The sequence below is a fragment of the Pseudomonas sp. TH49 genome (genome assembly GCF_016650625.1).
Classification (GTDB): Bacteria; Pseudomonadota; Gammaproteobacteria; order Pseudomonadales; family Pseudomonadaceae; genus Aquipseudomonas; species Aquipseudomonas fluorescens_H.
Genome location: NZ_JAEKFL010000002.1, coordinates 38,992 through 58,114 on the forward strand (window position 1 = coordinate 38,992; position 19,123 = coordinate 58,114).

The 19,123-nt window shown below is 60.8% G+C and carries 12 protein-coding genes; 9 read left to right on the forward strand and 3 right to left on the reverse strand.

Going from position 1 to position 19,123, the window contains the following annotated elements:
• Positions 1–163: 163 nt before the first annotated feature.
• Both JFU48_RS17505 and JFU48_RS17510 read left to right on the forward strand, forming a co-directional pair.
• Entirely contained in the window at positions 164–859 is a 696-nt protein-coding gene (locus JFU48_RS17505; protein ID WP_201137120.1) for a DUF1266 domain-containing protein, read from the forward strand.
• Entirely contained in the window at positions 856–3,552 is a 2,697-nt protein-coding gene (locus JFU48_RS17510; RefSeq protein ID WP_201137121.1) for a DUF805 domain-containing protein, read from the forward strand. The genes JFU48_RS17505 and JFU48_RS17510 overlap by 4 nt, the downstream gene beginning before the upstream one ends.
• Here JFU48_RS17510 and JFU48_RS17515 read toward each other — a convergent pair.
• From JFU48_RS17515 to JFU48_RS17525, 3 genes are all read right to left on the reverse strand, one after another.
• The gene (locus JFU48_RS17515; RefSeq protein ID WP_201137122.1) at positions 3,549–5,240 is read right to left on the reverse strand and encodes a molecular chaperone HscC; all 1,692 of its coding nucleotides are present in this window, start codon (positions 5,238–5,240) and stop codon (positions 3,549–3,551) included. The genes JFU48_RS17510 and JFU48_RS17515 overlap by 4 nt on opposite strands.
• A 59-nt stretch (positions 5,241–5,299) precedes the next feature.
• Entirely contained in the window at positions 5,300–8,605 is a 3,306-nt protein-coding gene (locus JFU48_RS17520; RefSeq protein WP_201137123.1) for a bifunctional diguanylate cyclase/phosphodiesterase, read from the reverse strand.
• A 68-nt stretch (positions 8,606–8,673) separates the two neighbouring features.
• On the reverse strand, positions 8,674–9,564 hold the full coding sequence (locus JFU48_RS17525; RefSeq protein WP_007969232.1) for a LysR family transcriptional regulator: 891 nt from the start codon (positions 9,562–9,564) through the stop codon (positions 8,674–8,676).
• 141 nt (positions 9,565–9,705) lie between these two features.
• Here JFU48_RS17525 and leuC point away from each other — a divergent pair, with 141 nt between their 5' ends.
• The 7 genes from leuC (at position 9,706) to JFU48_RS17560 (ending at position 19,119) form a co-directional block, all read left to right on the forward strand.
• A complete protein-coding gene (leuC, locus tag JFU48_RS17530; protein WP_201137124.1) occupies positions 9,706–11,124 on the forward strand; it encodes a 3-isopropylmalate dehydratase large subunit in 1,419 nt (472 codons plus the stop codon).
• A 12-nt stretch (positions 11,125–11,136) separates the two neighbouring features.
• Positions 11,137–11,781, forward strand: a complete 645-nt coding sequence (leuD, locus tag JFU48_RS17535; protein ID WP_103484400.1) for a 3-isopropylmalate dehydratase small subunit — start codon at positions 11,137–11,139, stop codon at positions 11,779–11,781.
• A gap of 146 nt (positions 11,782–11,927) precedes the next feature.
• Positions 11,928–12,695: a class I SAM-dependent methyltransferase gene (locus JFU48_RS17540; protein ID WP_201137125.1), complete on the forward strand. Its 768-nt coding sequence runs from the start codon at positions 11,928–11,930 to the stop codon at positions 12,693–12,695.
• Between the two features lie 52 nt (positions 12,696–12,747).
• On the forward strand, positions 12,748–13,830 hold the full coding sequence (leuB, locus tag JFU48_RS17545; protein WP_003226430.1) for a 3-isopropylmalate dehydrogenase: 1,083 nt from the start codon (positions 12,748–12,750) through the stop codon (positions 13,828–13,830).
• 66 nt (positions 13,831–13,896) lie between these two features.
• Entirely contained in the window at positions 13,897–15,009 is a 1,113-nt protein-coding gene (asd, locus tag JFU48_RS17550) for an aspartate-semialdehyde dehydrogenase (RefSeq protein WP_003226428.1), read from the forward strand.
• Between the two features lie 247 nt (positions 15,010–15,256).
• Positions 15,257–16,267 carry an aspartate-semialdehyde dehydrogenase gene (locus tag JFU48_RS17555; RefSeq protein WP_201137126.1) on the forward strand — a complete coding sequence of 337 codons (1,011 nt, stop codon included), beginning with the start codon at positions 15,257–15,259 and terminating at the stop codon, positions 16,265–16,267.
• Between the two features lie 209 nt (positions 16,268–16,476).
• Positions 16,477–19,119: a FimV family protein gene (locus JFU48_RS17560; RefSeq protein ID WP_201137127.1), complete on the forward strand. Its 2,643-nt coding sequence runs from the start codon at positions 16,477–16,479 to the stop codon at positions 19,117–19,119.
• Positions 19,120–19,123: the final 4 nt, after the last annotated feature.

Genomic DNA, 19,123 nt, shown 5'->3' on the forward strand with positions numbered 1-19,123 from the left:
TGAACAGGCGCTGAGCCGCTGAATGAAGGCCCCGATCCGTCGGGGCCTTTTTTGTGGGCGCAAGAAAAGCGCTGTTCGACTTTGCCCCTGACAGCGGTTTCTCTACAATCCGCCGCAGTTTTGCCGGCCCCACTCCTTGGCGGTCGGCCTGGAGCCTTTTTTCATGGACGAGATTCAACAGCGCTGGCTGTGCGCCCTTTCTGCACCAATGGCTGCGCTCAATACCGGTGCTGGGTACGACGACCCCGCGTTCTGCGATGACCATTACATCGATCTGAAAGACAGCTGGGGGATCGATGATCGGCGGCAATTGTTCGACATGCTCGAATGGATGACCGATGACGGCCATGCCAAGCATCTCAGTGGGGCCTATCTGGCTTGGCAGCGTTGTCTGCCGAGTCAATGGCAGGCGTTGCTCGAAGAATTGAGCCCCCGCGAGCGTGTCCTGCATGAATTCGCCAGCCGCACGTTCGGCAGTTGCGGCCCCGGGGGGATTTTGTCCTGGGATTACGGGCGGATGGGTTTTCTCCTGCGTTGTGCGGTACGCAATCAGTGGATCGATCTGGTCGAGAGCAACTGGCTGCACAGTCGCTTGGCCATCAGGGCGCAATTTCACTACGGCAGCTGGATGGCTTATTTCAATGGTTTTGTGGTGGGCCGGACCTTTTGGTGTTGTCTGAGCACCAGCGATGACGAGCTGGCTTGCGAGCTGGACCGACAGGGTAACAGCGCCCATAACCTGCGGATTGTCCGTGGTCTTGCGCAGAACATTCCGCACTTTCTGGCCGATTTGCCTTGGGACATGGAAATTGATCTTCCGCCACGGCCGGCATCGCTCAAGGAGTTCGACTGGTCATGAGTTGCTGGATCCGACTGGGCATCGAGCCTACGACTGATGAAACCTTGATTCGCAATGCCTACCGCGCACGCCTGCCGTCGCATCACCCGGAGACCGATCCGGAAGGCTTTCAGGCGCTGCGCATGGCCTACGAAAACGCGATGCGTCTGGCGCGTGAAGAAGAGGAGGACGAGTCCGAAGAACAGTCCGAAGAGGCAGAGCAGGAGATCGTCGCGATCCCTCAGGCGTTCGTGAATTTCTGCGAGCTGCTTGATGATCCAGCGCGCCGGTTCAATTTCGCGGCATGGCAGACATTTGTCCAGACACTGGATGAGCTGTCGCTGGATGTACTTGATGAACTCAGCTGGGGGCTCTATCACCGAATGGTCGGCGCCGGTCCGTTGTCCTACCGTTGCGCTAACTTGTTAGCCAAGCGCATGGCTTGGGATCAACAGTTGCTGGATCTGGAATTCGATGACGCACACCGGGTGGAAGCCTTTCTGCAGCGAATCGATACGCCCGACCCATTCGACACGGATCTGATGAGCGCCTGGTCAGAGGCGGCGCAGACTGAATCGCTGTGGTACGCCCGTAGCCTCGACTTCATCTTCTCCCAGCGCCCCCTCCATGAGTTCGTCGACTTCGCCAGTCAGCACACGTGCCTGCCGTTGCCGGATGATGCTGCGTTCATCAAGCGCTTGCTGGTGCAGTTCACTCAAGCGGGAATCGGTGCGTCGACATTTTTGCAGTGCTGTGTCGAGCAGCAACTTGCAGCACCGGATGATGTGGACTGGCTGTATCTGTTGGCGTGTCAGAACAGCTTGTTGGGCCGGGACGATCAGGCATTGCCTTGCTGGATCCGGTTGTGGAACGAACATCGTCATCCGATGGCTGAAAGCCGTCTGCTGGAATTGTGCGCCACGCGGCAGCCAACCTTTCTACCGCTGCTGATTCAGGCATTCGATCGTCTGCAGGACTGCGCTGACTGGTCAGAGGATCTCGGGGATGAATACCAGGTATATGGCAGTCCGTCACAACGGCCCGAGACGCTGAATCGTTGGCTGGATGTCGGGCGGTTGCAGCTTGATAGTCTGGCGCAGAGCTTTGTCGACTGGCGCATGACGGGCGATGAACTCCCATTGTTAGCACAGCTCTTGGGCGAAAATGCCGATAGCCGATTGCTGCATCTGTACCGCCATGCCTGGGCGCTGCATCGAGGGGATTCGGCGTTGCTGCAGCAGATTCTGGGTGCGCCGCTGCCGGTCGATGCGCTCGAAAGCCTGGTGCTGAGCGGTTTCAAATATCAGGCCGGGCAGCATCTGCGCTGGTTGAGCAGTGCCCCGATTGCGCAGGCCATGGACGCTTTCTGCGAGGCGGACTCGAATTCGCGGTATTTGCCCGAGGTGCTGACAAAAGGCGAGCCGCACAAAGTCTGTCGTTTGTGGCTGCGACGCTTGCGGCCCTACAGCGACGCAGCGCTGGAGCGAATGGCCGAAGCGTTCAGGCTGAGCGCTGTCAAAGACGACTGCGACTTGTCCGAACTTGATTTGCTGCTGCAGTTGAGCCGTCGCGGTATTGAATTGCCGCCGGTTGGCTTGGGGCAGGCCACATGGGAGTGGAACGCCCAGACTCTGTTTTTACTAGCGTTGCTGGAGCAGCCCGAGCGTTGGCTGCAGTTGATTGATGCACAGTGCCTGGAGCGCCTGGCATTCAATCCTGCTCATCCTTTGGCTCGGTTGCAGCCACTGTTGCAGCGCTTGCGGCGTGAGCAAGGCAGTTGCGGTGGTTTACTGGGATGGCTGCAAGGCGATGATCCGGTTCATGGTTTGTTGGTGCAGCAATTATTCAGCGTACAACAGGCTCTCGACAGCGCCAGATTGCCTGCCAATATCTTGCTTTACACCTGCGTTGAAAGCGACCGGGAAGCCTGCGGTGACGATCTGCTGGGTTTGTTGATGTTCTGGGGCGTGCTCTATCACGACCCGAGCCTGGGCGCCGAACAGCATCGTGCCTTGTTGCAGTCGATCGCGGCGGTCAGTTGTGAGGACGACTGGTTCGAAGGTTTTCGCGACGGCTTGATCAAGGGCGAGCCGGTGTGGCCGCCGCGCAAGGTGTTGACGGATTTTGGTGTCGACAAACTGCTGGCGTATGAGGCACTGGATGCACTCAAGGGGCTGATTCGTTATGGCGCTGCCGGTGTGCCGAAAACGCGCGTACTGCGCCAATTGCAACAGGGCAAGGATGACGTGCAGAACAGTATCGGGTTACGGCTGGCATTGTGTGCCTTGCTGTCCTGGTCGGAACGGTTACTGCTGGCCAATAGTAATATTCAGCCGGTACCGGCGGGTGCGATCTGGCGCCTGGGATCGCGGTTGGGGCGCAAGGCTTTTATTGCTCAGGTTCTGGGAGTTGTGGTGGTTACACCGGTGGCAGGTCTGATCAGTGGTACCACGGCCTCTGGCATTCTGATCCTGTTACTCGGTGTTCTGCTGTTGCTCGGCGCCATTCTGCGCCGGTTGCACGACATGGGCCGGGGCATACCCACATTGCTGATATTCATGGCGCTGTCACCGGTCCTGCCATTTCTGCCGTTGGTGCTGTTCGGTTTTCCGGGAGACAAATTACCCAACCGCTATGGCGTGCCGCCGGACAGCGGTGGTAGCGCCATGCTGTCCGGCGGCCTGCAGGCCGCATTACGCCTGCTCAACGGCTAGAGGCGCAGTTGATCAAGCGCCTTGTTGAGCTCTGAGCGATGGTTTGCGATCTCTGATGGTTGCTGACCACCGAGGATCGTGGTGAAGCTGTGCAGCCATTCGGCAATGCGTTCGCGTTGTGTGCCGAGGCTCTGCATCCATGCTCTTTCCAGGCGGGCCAGCAATGTGCGGTTGGGTAATGCATCACGTGGATGGACCTTCAGTGTGGACAGGCGGTTATGACTTTCCCTTCGCGCCTGTTCATCCAGCCCCGTGGGGCTGCGGTCAATGCTGTGGCTGTGGCGATCACCGCTCTCGAGCAGCGTGACGTCGACTTCGAGCAACCCATTGATGTCGTAACTGAAGCGCACATCCAGTTCCTGAATGTGATCGTAGGGCGTCAAGTCGACATCGAAAGCCTCAATCAGGATGTTGTCGCGTACCCACGGCCGTTCGCCCTGATAGACCGCAATGCGGATCTGTGCCTGACCGGGATAGGTCGTGTGATAGCGCTCCACCCGTGACGTCGGGATGATGGTGTTACGTTCGATGATCGGCGAAAAAGCACCGTCGATACCGTTGCCGCGCATGGTCGCAATACCCAGCGTGTAAGGGCAGACATCGGTCAGGATCAACTCTTCCACCGCACCATCACGCGCCTTGCAGGCGGCTTGCGTGGCCGCGCCGAGTGCAACGATGGTGTCGGGGTCGAGATGCCGATACGGCAAGCGTCCGAACAGCGTGGCGACCATCTGCTGCACCGCCGGCATCCGAGTGGCGCCACCGACCAGCACCAGACTGTCGAGATCCCGTGGTTTCAGGCGCGCATCGCGCAGCGCCTGTTCGATCGGTGCGCGCAGGCGGGCGAGCAGTGGCTCCCAGATCTTCACGGCGGCGGCTTCGTCCAGCGACCATTCAAATGATCGGTCGGCATGGCGCCAGCTCAATGACTGGGTGCCTTCGCCGAGTTTGCACTTGAGCTGCTCCAGCGCGTCGCCAAGGCTGGCCATGCCTTGAGCATCAATCATTGAAGGGGTCAGTTGCCAGTTTTTCAGGCAGGCCTGCATCAGCGCGGCGGTAAAGTCCTCACCACCGAGAAAGTTATCGCCGGTGGAGGCATGCACTTCGATCAGCGGCAGTGCGTATTCCAGCACCGTCACGTCGAACGTGCCGCCACCCAGATCAAAGATCAGCGTGCGCTCGAACTTTTGCTCGTGCAGCCCGTAGGCCATGGCGGCAGCGGTCGGTTCGTTGATCAGGCGCGTGACGGTGAGGCCGGCCAGTTCGGCGGCGAACAGGGTGCGCTTGCGTTGCTCGTCACTGAAATACGCCGGCACCGAAATTACCGCTTCCGATACCTGGTGGCCGAGAAAGAATTCGGCGTCCTGTTTGAGCGAGCCGAGCACCAGCGCCGACAATTCTTCCGGGCTGAAGTGGCGACTTCCGAGTTCGATCCGCTTGTCGCTACCCATGAAACGCTTGAAGGCAGCGGCTGTGCGGTCGGGATGCGTGGTCAGGCGAGCGCGAGCGGCTTTGCCCACCAGAATCGTGTCATCTTCATCGAGGCTGACCACTGACGGGGTAAGTACCTCGCCGAGGGCGTTGGGAATCAATCGGGCCTGACCATCCTGCCAGACGGCGATCAGGCTGTTGGTGGTGCCAAGGTCAATGCCCAGCAGGGCTGGGCGGGGAAGGGTTGCATCCTGCATGATCGATCTCGAAACAGCGCAAAAACCGCGACCCTACAGGTTGTCGCAAATCCTGACAATTACTGATCTGTTGCAAGCTGCCCACCTCCTGACAGCATCTTTTTCAACGCCTCCAACGCCACCGGCCGACTGTGCAGATAGCCCTGATACAAATGGCAACCCAGCCCCTGCAGGAACGCCAGTTGCTCCGGCGTCTCGACACCTTCGGCAATCACCTCCAGTTCCAGGCTGCGGGCCATGGCGACGATGGCGCGGATGATCTCGGCGTCGTTGGGGTCGGTGGTCGCGTCGCGGATGAATGACTGGTCGATTTTCAGGGTGTCCACCGGCAGGCGTTTGAGGTAGGTCAGCGATGAATAGCCGGTGCCGAAATCGTCCATGGCGAAGCTCACGCCGAGTTTTTTCAGGCGGCGCATTTTGCTGATGGTGTCTTCCAGGTTCTGGATGACGATGCCTTCGGTGATCTCCAGTTTCAGCAGCGAGCAGGGCAGGCCGTGGCTGCTCATGCTGTGTTCGATGCGTTCGACGAAATCGTTCTGGCGGAATTGTCGTGGGCTGATGTTCACGCACAGGCTGAAGTTGAACGGGTCAACCAGTTTCAAGGCAATCAGCTGTTTGAACGCTTCGCAGGCCTCGTCGAGGATCCAGGTGCCGACTTCCAAAATCAGACCGCTGTCTTCCAGCACCTTGATGAATTCGGTGGGCGATTGCGCGCCGAGTTCCGGATGATTCCAGCGCACGAGGGCTTCGGCGCCAATGATGCGGTTGTCCCGCGCATCGACCTGCGGCTGGTAGTGCACGTTGAATTCGCCACGGGACAGCGCCAGACGCAGATCGGTCTCCATGCGCAGCCGTTCGCTGGCCGCCTTCTGCATGGTGTTGTGGTACATCTGCGTGGTGTTGCGCCCGGAGTCCTTGGCCCGGTACAGGGCGATGTCTGCGCGCTTGAGCAGATCGGTCGGGGTCGAGCCGTGATCGGGAATCAGTGCCACGCCGATACTCGGCGTCACTTGCAGGCGCTGGCCGTCGAGGAACATCGGCTCCGACAGCAGTTCGCGAATGGTGTCGGCCAGTTCCCGCACTTGTGCGCTGACCTCGTTGCGCGTGCCTTCCAGACCGCTGAGCAGCACCACGAATTCATCGCCGCCGAGACGTGCCACCGTGTCTTCCATGCGCACGCTGGCTTCAAGCCGCGCAGTGACGATTTTCAGCACCGTGTCGCCGACCGGGTGGCCGAGCGAGTCGTTGATGTGCTTGAAGTGGTCAAGATCGAGGAACAGTAGCGCGCCGCGCAGATTGTGGCGCTTGAGCAGGGCGATCTGCTGGCTCAGGCGATCCATCAGCAGGGCGCGGTTGGGCAGATTGGTCAGCGGGTCGTGATAGGCCAGGTGACGGATCTGCGCTTCAGCATTTTTCAGCAGGCTGACGTCGCGGGCGGTCAGCAGCAGGCATGCGGTTTCGTTGAGGGTGATCGGTTCGATCGACACTTCCACGGTCAGCATTTCGCCGCGCTTGTTGCGCCCGAGCATTTCCTGATGATGCACGCGGCCTTTGATCTGCAATTCGGCAAACAGCGCCGAGCGTTGCTTCTCTTCGGCCCAGATGCCGATCTGGTACACGGTTTTGCCCACCACTTCTTCCGCGCGATAGCCGGTGAGGCGGCAGAAACCGTCGTTGACCTCAAGATAACGCCCGGTGTCGCGCTCGGTGATGGTGATCGCATCGGGGCTGGAGTGAAACGCTTTGGCGAATTTCTCTTCGCTGGCCTTGAGTGCGGCTTCGGAGCGCTGCTGCTGGGTGATGTCGCGCAAAGTGGTGACGATGCACGGCTGATTGCCAACGCTGATCTGTCGGCTGGAAATCACACAGGTCAGTGACTGGCCGTCCTTGTGCTGGACGATGATCGCGACATTGCTCAGGCCCTGTTCGCGGATCACCCGCTCGATGCGTTGCAGGCTTTTCGCCGAGGCGTCCCACAGGCCGATGTCTTCGGCGGTGCGGCCGATCACGTCGGCGGCGCTCCAGCCGAAGGTCTGGGTGAAGCTGTTATTGATTTCGATGAACTCGCCGCTGTCCTGCCGCGTGACGCAGATCGGATCGGGGCTGACCTGGAACAACGTGGCGAATTTCTCTTCCGAGGCCACCAGACGTTGCTCGCGCTCGACCTGATCAGTGATGTCCAGCAAGGTCCCGGCCATGCGCAGCGGCGCGCCGTTCTCGTCGCGATAGAGGCGGGCGCGGCTTTCCAGATAGCGTGAGCTGCCATCCGGCAATTGCACGCGGTAGGTCAGCTGATAATTGCCCGCCGGGCCTTCGCGCAGGCTGCGGTAGGCGTCGCGCATGCTGTCGCGTTCTTCGCCGGGCACGCCTTCAAAGAACTCTTCGAATGACTCGTGAAACGGGATCGGCTCCAGCCCGTGCAGTTGCGCGGCCCGTGCCGAGCCATAGAGCATGCCGCTGGGGATGTGCCAGTCCCAGGTGCCGAGCTGCGCCGAGTCCAGCGCCAGATCGAGGCGTTCCTGGCTGTCTTTCAAGGCATGTTCGGCGGCTTTGCGTTCGGTGGTGTCGAGAAACGTGCTGAGCAGATACGGCTGGCCCTCGAGTTCGACCTTCTGCGCGCTGAGGATGCCGTCATGAATCTGCCCGTTGCTGGCACGGAACTGCACTTCCATGCTGATCAGTTCGCCCTTGGCCTTGGTCCTTTTCACCAGTTCTGCGCGTTGCTCCGGGTGCACCCACAGGCCCAGCTCCAGGGTGGTGCGGCCAATGGCGCTCTGTACCGGCCAACCGAACAGGCTTTCGAAATATTGGTTGGCCTCGGTGATCAGACCGTCTTCCTGGCGCGTCAGCAGCACCATGTTCGGGCACAGGTGAAAGAGTGTGGCGAAACGTTTCTCCGAGCTGCTCAGGGCCTGCTCGCGTTGGCGCTGGTGGGTGATTTCGCGAATCACCCCGATCATTCGAGGACGCCCCTGTTTGTCCGGTAGCAGACTGCCGCTGATTTCCAGCCAGTGCAGACTGCCATCGGGCCAGCGGATGCGGTGGTGCATCGCCTGTTCCAGCGGTGCTCCGGCAATCACCGCGTGGAATGCCCTGACGGTTTTCGCGCGGTCCTCGGGCGGCAACAGGTCGAGGTATTCCAGATCCTGCGGCAGCGGTTGCCGTGGATCGAAGCCGAACAGCGCCTGGGTGCCCCGTGACCAACTGATCTGCCCGCGCTCGATGTCCCAATACCAGGCACCGAGCCGGGCGCCGTTGAGCGCGGCGAGCAATTGCGGCGCACTCTCCCAGCTCTGCTCGGAACGTCGCGGATCAATGGCCTGAATACGCGGCATCGGCGGAATTCGGTCAACAGATTTCGGCATTGTTAACGGGCCTTGAGCTGATGGTGGCGTTAGGCACAGGGACAGCGGCTCTGTAGGAGTAGCACAAGTTAGCCCGGAGTCCCTGGCAGATCGATTTGCGCATCCAGCAAAGCCATGAAGGCCCTTGCTGCATTCGACAGCGTCCGTTCGGTGTGCACGATATAGCCTAGCTGGCGACTGAGCTGTATGCCCGGCAAAGGTATGCGCGCGACCTGTTCATCAAGCATGGTGCGTGGCAGAACACTCCAGGCCAGACCGATGGAGACCATCATCTTGATGGTTTCCAGGTAGTTGGTGCTCATGGCGATGTTCGGCGTCAGCCCTTGGGCTTCGAACAAACGTTGGACAATATGATGAGTAAAGGTGTTGCCTCCGGGAAAAACCGCCGGATGACCGGCAATATCCGCCAGACTCACCGCGCCGTTGCTGATCAGCGAATGCTCCGGCGCCACCACGAAATCCAGCGGGTCGTCCCACACCGGCGTGGCTTTGACCAGCGTGTGTGGCTCTGGCGCCAGAGTGATGACTGCCAGTTCAGCGCGGCCATGGAGAATTTCCTCGTAGGCCACTTCCGAATCGAGAAACTGAATATCCAGCGCCACTTGTGGGTAGCGGCGGGTGAATTCCCTCAATAGCGGCGGCAAACGGTGCAGGCCGATGTGGTGACTGGTGGCCAGGGTCAGCCGGCCGCTGACTTCGCCAGTCAGGTTGGTCAGGGCGCGGCGGGTGTCGTCCAGCACGTTGAGAATCTGGTACGCCCGGGGCAGCAGGGCGCGGCCGGCCTCGGTCAGACCGACTTCACGACCCAGTCGATCGAACAACCGCACCTTCAGTTGTTGCTCCAGTCCGGCGATGCGTTTGCTGATCGCCGGCTGCGTCAGATGCAGGCGTTCCCCGGCGCCGGAGAAGCTGCCGGTCTCGGCGATAGCAATAAAAGCATTGAGGTTGGCCAGATCCATGGTTCGTATTCCAGTTGGTTATCCAAAGCATAAAAAATATGAATTTGAGTTATTTAATGTAACGCCATAGGATCGGCCTCACAAGCCAAAGGGTTATTGATAAGCCCAAGGCATAGAAACAAGCTGATGAGGAACCGTCTGATGGCCGGCAAAACGCTCTACGACAAGCTCTGGGATTCGCATTTGGTCAAACAGCGCGACGATGGCTCGGCGCTGATCTACATCGATCGTCACATCATCCACGAAGTGACCTCGCCGCAAGCCTTCGAAGGCCTGCGTCTGGCCGGGCGCAAGCCTTGGCGCATCGATGCCAACATCGCGACCCCGGACCACAACGTACCGACCACGCCCGAGCGCAAGGGCGGCATCGAAGCGATTGCCGACCAGGTCTCGCGTTTGCAGGTTCAGACCCTCGATGACAACTGTGATGAGTACGGCATTGTCGAGTTCAAGATGAACGACATCCGTCAGGGCATCGTCCACGTGATCAGCCCGGAGCAGGGCGCAACCTTGCCGGGCATGACCGTGGTCTGCGGCGACTCGCACACCTCGACCCACGGCGCTTTCGGTGCCTTGGCGCACGGGATCGGCACTTCCGAGGTCGAGCACGTGCTCGCCACCCAGTGCCTGGTCGCGAAGAAAATGAACAACATGCTGGTGCGCGTCGAAGGCCAATTGCCGTTCGGCGTGACCGCCAAGGACATCGTCCTCGCGGTAATCGGCAAGATCGGTACCGCCGGCGGTAACGGCCATGCCATCGAATTCGCCGGCAGCGCGATTCGCGATCTGTCCGTCGAAGGCCGTATGACCATCTGCAACATGTCCATCGAAGCCGGCGCCCGTGTAGGTCTGGTGGCTGCGGACGAAAAGACTGTCGAGTACGTCAAGGGCCGTCCGTTCGCACCGAAAGGCGCGCAGTGGGATCAGGCGGTTGAAGCCTGGAAAGATCTGGTGTCCGACGCCGACGCCAAGTTCGACACCGTGGTTGAACTCGACGCTGCGCAGATCAAGCCGCAAGTCAGCTGGGGCACCTCCCCGGAAATGGTCCTGGCCGTTGATCAGAACGTGCCGGATCCGGCGAAAGAGATGGATCTGGTCAAGCGCGATTCGATTGTCCGCGCCTTGAAATACATGGGTTTGACTGCCAATCAGGCGATCACCGACATTCAGCTGGATCGCGTGTTCATCGGTTCCTGCACCAACTCGCGTATCGAAGACCTGCGCGCTGCGGCCGTGATCGCCAAGGGTCGCAAAGTCGCTTCGACGATCAAGCAGGCAATCGTCGTACCGGGCTCGGGTCTGGTGAAGGCGCAGGCGGAAGCCGAAGGTTTGGACAAGATTTTCCTCGAAGCCGGTTTCGAATGGCGTGAGCCGGGTTGCTCGATGTGCCTGGCGATGAACCCGGACCGTTTGGAGTCCGGCGAGCATTGCGCCTCGACTTCCAACCGTAACTTCGAAGGCCGTCAGGGGGCCGGTGGCCGTACCCACCTCGTGAGCCCGGCCATGGCCGCTGCGGCGGCGGTGAACGGTCGTTTCATCGACGTTCGTGAATTGATCTAAAAGGAGCGCAGCATGAAAGCTTTTACCCAGCACACTGGTCTTGTCGCGCCTCTGGATCGTGCCAACGTCGACACCGACCAGATCATTCCCAAGCAGTTCTTGAAGTCGATCAAGCGCACCGGTTTCGGCCCGAATCTGTTCGACGAGTGGCGCTACCTGGATGTCGGCCAGCCGTATCAGGACAACTCCAAGCGCCCGCTGAACAAGGACTTCGTGCTCAACGCCGAGCGTTATCAAGGCGCCAGCGTGTTGCTCGCCCGCGAAAACTTCGGGTGCGGCTCCAGCCGTGAACACGCCCCGTGGGCGCTGGAAGAATACGGTTTCCGCAGCATCATCGCGCCGAGCTACGCCGACATCTTCTTCAACAACAGCTTCAAGAACGGCTTGCTGCCGATCATCTTGAGCGACGCTGAAGTGGATGAGCTGTTCAAGCAGGTCGAGGCTAATCCGGGCTACCAGTTGCAGATCGATCTGCAGGCGCAGACCGTGACCCGACCGGATGGCAAGGTGTTGAGCTTCGAGATCGACGCGTTCCGCAAGCATTGCCTGCTCAATGGTCTGGACGATATTGGCCTGACCTTGCAGGACGGCGATGCGATTGCGGCGTTTGAAGCCAAGCATCGTGTGAGCCAGCCGTGGTTGTTTCGCGACGCATAATTGATTCGAGATTGATGTAGTCAGGGCTGGCCCCATCGCTGGCAAGCCAGCTCCCACAGGGATTTGCGGTGTTTACAAAACCTGTGGGAGCTGGCTTGCCAGCGATGAGGCCGGAGCAGGCATCACAAGATCAAAAGGAAGTCCCCATGACCAGCACCGCCCAGCACACCCAGGTTGTACAAAAGCAATTCGGTGAACAGGCCGCCGCCTACCTGAGCAGCGCCGTTCACGCTCAAGGCACTGAATTTGCGCTGCTACAGGCTGAACTGGCGGGGCAGGGCCAGTCTCGGGTGCTGGATCTGGGGTGCGGTGCCGGTCATGTGAGTTTTCATGTGGCGCCGCTGGTGAAAGAAGTGGTGGCCTACGACCTGTCGCAGCAAATGCTCGACGTGGTCGCCGCCGCAGCCGTTGATCGCGGTTTTGCCAATATCTCCACGGTCAACGGCGCCGCCGAGCGCCTGCCGTTTGCCGATGGCGAATTCGATTACGTGTTCAGCCGTTATTCGGCGCACCATTGGAGCGACCTCGGGGTGGCCCTGCGTGAAGTGCGCCGGGTGCTGAAACCGGGTGGCGTGGCAGCGTTCATCGACGTGTTGTCACCGGGCAGTCCGTTGTTCGACACTTACCTGCAAAGCGTCGAAGTGCTGCGCGACACCAGCCACGTGCGCGATTATTCCGCCGGCGAGTGGCTGCGGCAGGTCAGCGAGGCCGGGCTGCATACCCGCAGCACCAGTCGTCAGCGCCTGCGTCTGGAATACAGCAGTTGGGTCGAGCGCATGCGCACACCCGAAGTGATGCGCGCGGCGATCCGCCAGTTGCAGCAGTCGATGGGCAACGAAGTGCGCGAGTATTTTGAGATTGATGCCGATGGCTCGTTCAGTACAGATGTATTGGTACTGTGGGCCGAACGCTAAGAATTTTTCCGGGCGCGCCTGCGGGCGCTCCGACTGATGACATGAGGAAAGCATGAGCAAGCAGATTCTGATTCTCCCAGGTGACGGTATTGGTCCGGAAATCATGGCCGAAGCGGTCAAGGTGCTGGAGCTGGCCAACGACAAGTACAGCCTGGGCTTCGAGCTGAGCCATGACGTGATCGGTGGCGCGGCCATCGACAAGCACGGCGTGCCACTGGCCGACGAAACCCTCGACCGTGCCCGTGCTGCCGACGCCGTCCTGCTGGGCGCAGTGGGCGGCCCGAAATGGGACACCATCGAGCGTGACATCCGCCCTGAGCGAGGTCTGCTGAAGATTCGTGCGCAACTGGGCCTGTTCGGCAACCTGCGTCCGGCGATCCTCTACCCGCAACTGGCCGACGCTTCGAGCCTGAAGCCGGAAATCGTTGCCGGTCTGGACATCCTGATCGTCCGTGAGCTGACCGGCGGCATCTACTTTGGCGCGCCACGCGGCACCCGTACCCTGGAAAACGGCGAGCGTCAGTCCTACGACACCCTGCCGTACAGCGAAAGCGAAATCCGCCGCATCGCCCGTGTCGGTTTCGACATGGCCATGGTCCGTGGCAAGAAACTTTGCTCGGTGGACAAGGCCAACGTGCTGGCATCCAGCCAACTGTGGCGTGAAGTGGTCGAGCAGGTCGCCAAGGATTACCCTGAAGTCGAGCTGAGCCACATGTACGTCGACAACGCCGCCATGCAACTGGTGCGCGCGCCGAAGCAGTTCGACGTGATCGTCACCGACAACATGTTTGGCGACATCCTCTCCGACGAAGCCTCGATGCTTACCGGTTCGATCGGCATGCTGCCCTCGGCCTCGCTGGATTCGAACAACAAGGGCATGTACGAGCCTTGCCACGGTTCGGCGCCGGACATCGCCGGCAAAGGCATTGCCAACCCGTTGGCAACGATTTTGTCGGTGTCGATGATGCTGCGTTACAGCTTCAATCTGCACGACGCGGCCGATGCCATCGAGAAAGCCGTCAGCGTGGTGCTGGATCAAGGCTTGCGCACCGGCGACATTTATTCTGCCGGTTGTACCAAAGTCGGAACGCAGGAAATGGGTGACGCAGTAGTCGCCGCGCTGCGGAATCTGTAATCTCTCGGGCCCGCTGCGAAATTCAATACAAAGCAGCGGCCCACTTTTCAAGAAGGTGTAGTTGCGATGAAACGTGTAGGTCTGATCGGTTGGCGCGGCATGGTCGGTTCCGTGCTCATGCAGCGGATGCTGGAAGAGCAGGATTTCGATCTTATCGAGCCGGTGTTTTTCACCACTTCCAATGTCGGTGGCCAAGGCCCGTCCGTGGGCAAGGACATTGCTCCGCTCAAGGACGCTTACAGCATTGAAGAGCTGAAAACCCTCGACGTGATCCTGACCTGCCAGGGCGGCGACTACACCAGCGAAGTGTTCCCCAAGCTGCGCGAAGCCGGCTGGCAGGGTTACTGGATCGACGCGGCGTCCAGCCTGCGCATGAACGATGACGCGGTGATCATTCTCGACCCGGTCAACCGCAAGGTCATCGACCAGCAACTGGACGCGGGCACCAAGAACTACATCGGTGGCAATTGCACCGTCAGCCTGATGCTGATGGGCCTGGGCGGTCTGTTCGAGGCCGGTCTGGTCGAGTGGATGAGCGCCATGACTTATCAGGCGGCCTCTGGTGCCGGCGCGCAGAACATGCGTGAACTGATCAAGCAGATGGGGGCGACTCACGCCGCTGTCGCCGATCAACTGGCTGACCCCGCCAGCGCGATCCTCGACATCGACCGTCGCGTGGCCGAAGCCATGCGCAGCGACGCTTACCCGACCGAAAACTTCGGCGTACCGCTGGCCGGCAGCCTGATTCCGTGGATCGACAAGGAACTGCCGAACGGCCAGAGCCGCGAAGAGTGGAAGGCCCAGGCCGAGACCAACAAGATCCTCGGCCGCTTCAAGAGCCCGATCCCGGTCGACGGCATCTGCGTGCGCATCGGCGCCATGCGTTGCCACAGCCAGGCGCTGACCATCAAGCTGAACAAAGACGTGCCGATCGCCGACATCGAAGGGCTGATCAGCCAGCACAACCCTTGGGTCAAACTGGTGCCGAACAACCGCGACATCAGCATGCAGGAGCTGAGCCCGACCAAGGTCACCGGCACCCTGAACGTACCGGTGGGTCGTCTGCGCAAGCTGAACATGGGGTCGCAATTCGTCGGTGCCTTCACCGTCGGCGACCAACTGCTGTGGGGCGCGGCCGAACCGCTGCGCCGCATGCTGCGGATCCTGCTGGAGCGTTGATCGCTTGAAGTCGTGAAAGAACCCGCGCCTTGTGAGAGGTGCGGGTTTTTTTATGTCTGAGGTTTTCCGGTGTCAGGTCTGGCGCCTTCGCGAGCAAGCCCGCTCCCACCCTTGAAATGCGTTCCCCCTGTGGGAGCGGGCTTGCTCGCGAAGAGGTCAGAACAGACACTGCAAGTCCCGCAGAAATTGCCTGCATCTCACTCACCCGGTAAAGTGCCGCTCCCCCCGTTTCGCCAGAGGCAGAACCATGACCCAGACCCTTGATATTGCCGTCGTCGGCGCCACCGGTACTGTCGGCGAAACCCTCGTTCAGATTCTCGAAGAGCGCGACTTTCCGGTCGGCAACCTGCACTTGCTGGCCAGCAGCGAATCCGCCGGCAGTTCGGTGCTGTTTCGCAACAAGAACGTGCGCGTGCGCGAAGTCGACGAGTTCGATTTCAGCAAGGTCAAACTGGTGTTCTTCGCCGCTGGCGCTGCCGTTTCCCTGAGTTACGCGGCGCGTGCCCACGCGGCCGGTTGCTCGCTGATCGACCTGTCCGGCGCGTTGCCGGCCGAGCAGGCGCCGCAAGTGGTGCCGGAAGCCAACGCTGAGGTGCTCGCCGGTCTGAAAGCGCCGTTCCAGGTCAGCAGCCCAAGCCCTTCGGCCACTGCGCTGGCCGTGGTGCTGGCGCCGCTGCTCGATTTGATCGAGCTGCAATACGTCAATGTCACCGCCAATCTGGCCGTGTCCGCCCAGGGTCGCGAAGCCGTGACCGAGTTGGCCCGGCAGACTGCCGAGCTGCTGAACATGCGTCCGCTGGAGCCAACGTTCTTCGACCGTCAGATGGCCTTCAACCTGCTGGCCCAGGTCGGCACGCCCGACGCTCAAGGCCACACGCTGCTGGAAAAACGTCTGGTGCGCGAGTTGCGTCAGGTGCTGAAGCAGCCTTTATTAAAGATTTCCGCAACTTGCGTTCAAGCCCCGGTGTTTTTTGGCGATAGCTATAGCGTGACCTTGCAGTCAGCGAGCGCGGTCGACCTGGCAAAGGTCAACGCTGCACTTGAGGACGCGACCGGCATCGAGCTGGTTGAAGCCGGCGATTATCCGACCGCGGTGGGTGACGCGGTGGGGCAGGATGTGGTCTATGTCGGTCGGGTGCGCAGCGGCGTCGATGACCCGGCGGAACTTAATCTGTGGCTGACGTCAGATAACGTACGCAAAGGGGCAGCCCTGAATGCTGTGCAGGTCGCTGAATTGTTGATAAAAGACCTGCTGTAAAAGATACTTGGCAACAATTTGTCGACTGATTCTAGGTGAGCGCTATGCTTGCCCGGAGCACTTGATAACGTGTCACCCTCCGGGACTTTCCGGGGCATCAAAGAAATGATCGCGCGCGGCAGTCTGTCGTCGTCGCGCGCAATGCCTTACGGCAGCGGCAATCAACATCTTCTCGCTGGCCGAGGAACGTTCAAACAAAGGATGAGGCTATGGTTCAAGTTCGCAAACTGGTGTTAGCAATAGCGGCCGCCTCGGCGCTGTCCTCCGGTATGGCGCATGCCCTCGGGCTCGGGGAGCTGACCCTGAAGTCGACCCTGAACCAGCCGCTGGTGGCCGAGATCGAGCTGCTCGACGTCAAGGATCTCACCGCTGCCGAAGTGGTGCCAAGCCTGGCCTCGCCAGAAGATTTCGCCAAGGCCGGCGTTGATCGCCAGGCCTTTCTCAACGACCTGACGTTCACCCCGGTGCTCAACGCCAGCGGCAAGAGCGTGCTGCGCGTGACTTCGAGCAAGCCACTGTCGGAACCGATGGTGAAATTCCTCGTCCAGGTGATGTGGCCGAACGGCCGTCTGCTGCGCGATTACAGCGTGCTGCTGGATCCGTCGAAGTTCTCGCCGCAGACCGCTGACGCCGCCGCGCAACCGGCGCCGTCGCAGACCATCACTGCGCCAACCACTGGTGCCACGCACCCGACGCAATACACCACCACGCCGCGCGACACCCTGTGGGAAATTGCCGCGAAGGCGCGTACCGGCGGTTCGGTGCAGCAGACCATGCTGGCGATTCAGGCGCTGAACCCGGATGCGTTCATCGACGGCAACATCAACCGGCTGAAAACCGGTCAGGTGCTGCGTCTGCCGGATGCAACGCAAAGTGCCGCGCTGCCGCAGTCCAAGGCGATTGCCGAAGTGGCGGCGCAGAACGAAGCCTGGCGTCAGGGTCGTCGCTATGTGGCCAAGCCTGGCACCGGCCAGCAGCAGCTCGATGCCACCAAGCGTGGCCGCAGCAATGTCGGCACCGGGCAAAATGCCAAGGACAACCTGAGCCTGGTGTCTGCCGAAGGCGCCAAGGGTCGTGGCAAAGGCCCGGCAGGCGATGCCAAGGCCTTGAGCAACAAACTGGCGGTCACCCAGGAAAGCCTCGACACGACCCGTCGTGACAACGAGGAACTGAAAAGCCGCATGGCCGATCTGCAAAGTCAGCTGGACAAGCTGCAACGCCTGATCGAGCTGAAGAACAATCAACTGGCGAAGATGCAGGCCGAAGGCCCGGGCGCTGCGCCAGCCGCCACTGCTGCCGTACCGGCGATCACCGCCGAACTGGCCGCGACCCCGCCAGCCACTCCTGCAGAAGCGGCGCCAACGCCAGAGTCGGCGATCGCGCCACCGGTCGATACGCCTGCCGAAACGCCGGCGGTCGCGCCGAAGCCGGTTGTCGATGAGGATAAAACCTTCAACGAACTGCTGACCAATCCGATCCTGCTGGGTCTGATCGGTGGCGGTGCGGTGGTGCTGCTGCTTCTGCTGTTGCTGCTGGCTCGTCGCCGCAAAGCCCAGCAAGAAGCCGAGAAACACCTGCGCATGGCCCGCGCCCTGGCGGAAGAGCAAGAGTTCTCCGCCGAGCAGGATCTGCCGGAAAGCAGCTTCGAAGGCCTGGAAACACCTGCTGCCAGCGTCAAGCTCAACACCCCGGCACCTGCGCCAGCGCCTGCTGCGGTAGTGGCTCCGGTGGTGATGGCTGAGCCGATTGCCGCGCCATTGGTCGCACCGTCCGCCGAGCGTTCCGATGACGTGCTGGACAAGGCTCAGTCGCACATCAATGCCGGTCGCCTGAATCAGGCTGCAGCTCTGCTGGAAGAGGGCGTCAGTCTTGAGCCACAACGCAGCGACCTGCGCCTGAAGCTGATGGAAGTCTACGGTCAACAAGGCGACCGCGATGCGTTCGTCGCTCAGGAGCGTCAGCTGGTGGCCAACGGCGATAACTTCGCCAAGGTCGAAGAACTGAAAAAACGCTTCCCGGCTATGGCCGTCGTCGCGGTCGCGGGTCTGGCCGCAGCGGCGGTCGCCGCCGAACTGGACGCGCAATACGTCAAGGATCTGCTGCTCGACGAGCCAGAGGCGCCTGCACCTGAGCCTGCTCCTGCGGCAGATGATCTGGATAGCGCGTTCGACCTGAGCCTGGACGACCTCGACAACATCACCCCGGTTGAGCCTGCCCCTGTCGTCGCACCTGAAGCGCCGGTAGAGCTGGACGAATTCCCGGCAGACGACGATCTGAGCTTCGAATCGGTGCTGCAACAGCAGACCGAGATCAAAGAGAACCTCGACGACCTGTCGGACTTCGACCTCGATCTGGATCTGGGTGCCGAGCCTGCGCCAGCCCCGGCGGCGGACCTGGCGGACGATGACTTCCTGCTGGATCTGGACGAGGGCGTGAAAGACCTGTCGCCGGTCGAGCCTGCGGTCGTCAGCGAAGTGCCGCAGGACGATCTGGAGCTGCCGGCCGATTTCGATCTGTCGCTGGCTGACGAAATGGACAGCAACCCGGCGGCCGAGCCTGACGCATTCGCAGCGGAACTGAATGACGTCAACGCCGAGCTGGATCGCTTGTCGCAGAGCATTGCCGAGCCAACCTTCACCGAAAACGATGCGGCATTGGGTGGTGATCTGGGGGAAGACGATTTCGACTTCCTCGCCGGTACCGACGAAGCCGCGACCAAGCTCGATCTGGCTCAGGCCTACATCGACATGGGCGACAGCGACGGCGCGCGCGACATCCTCAACGAAGTGTTGACCGAGGGTGACGAAAAGCAGCGTGGCGAAGCCAAGGAAATGCTTTCGCACCTGGCGTGATTCG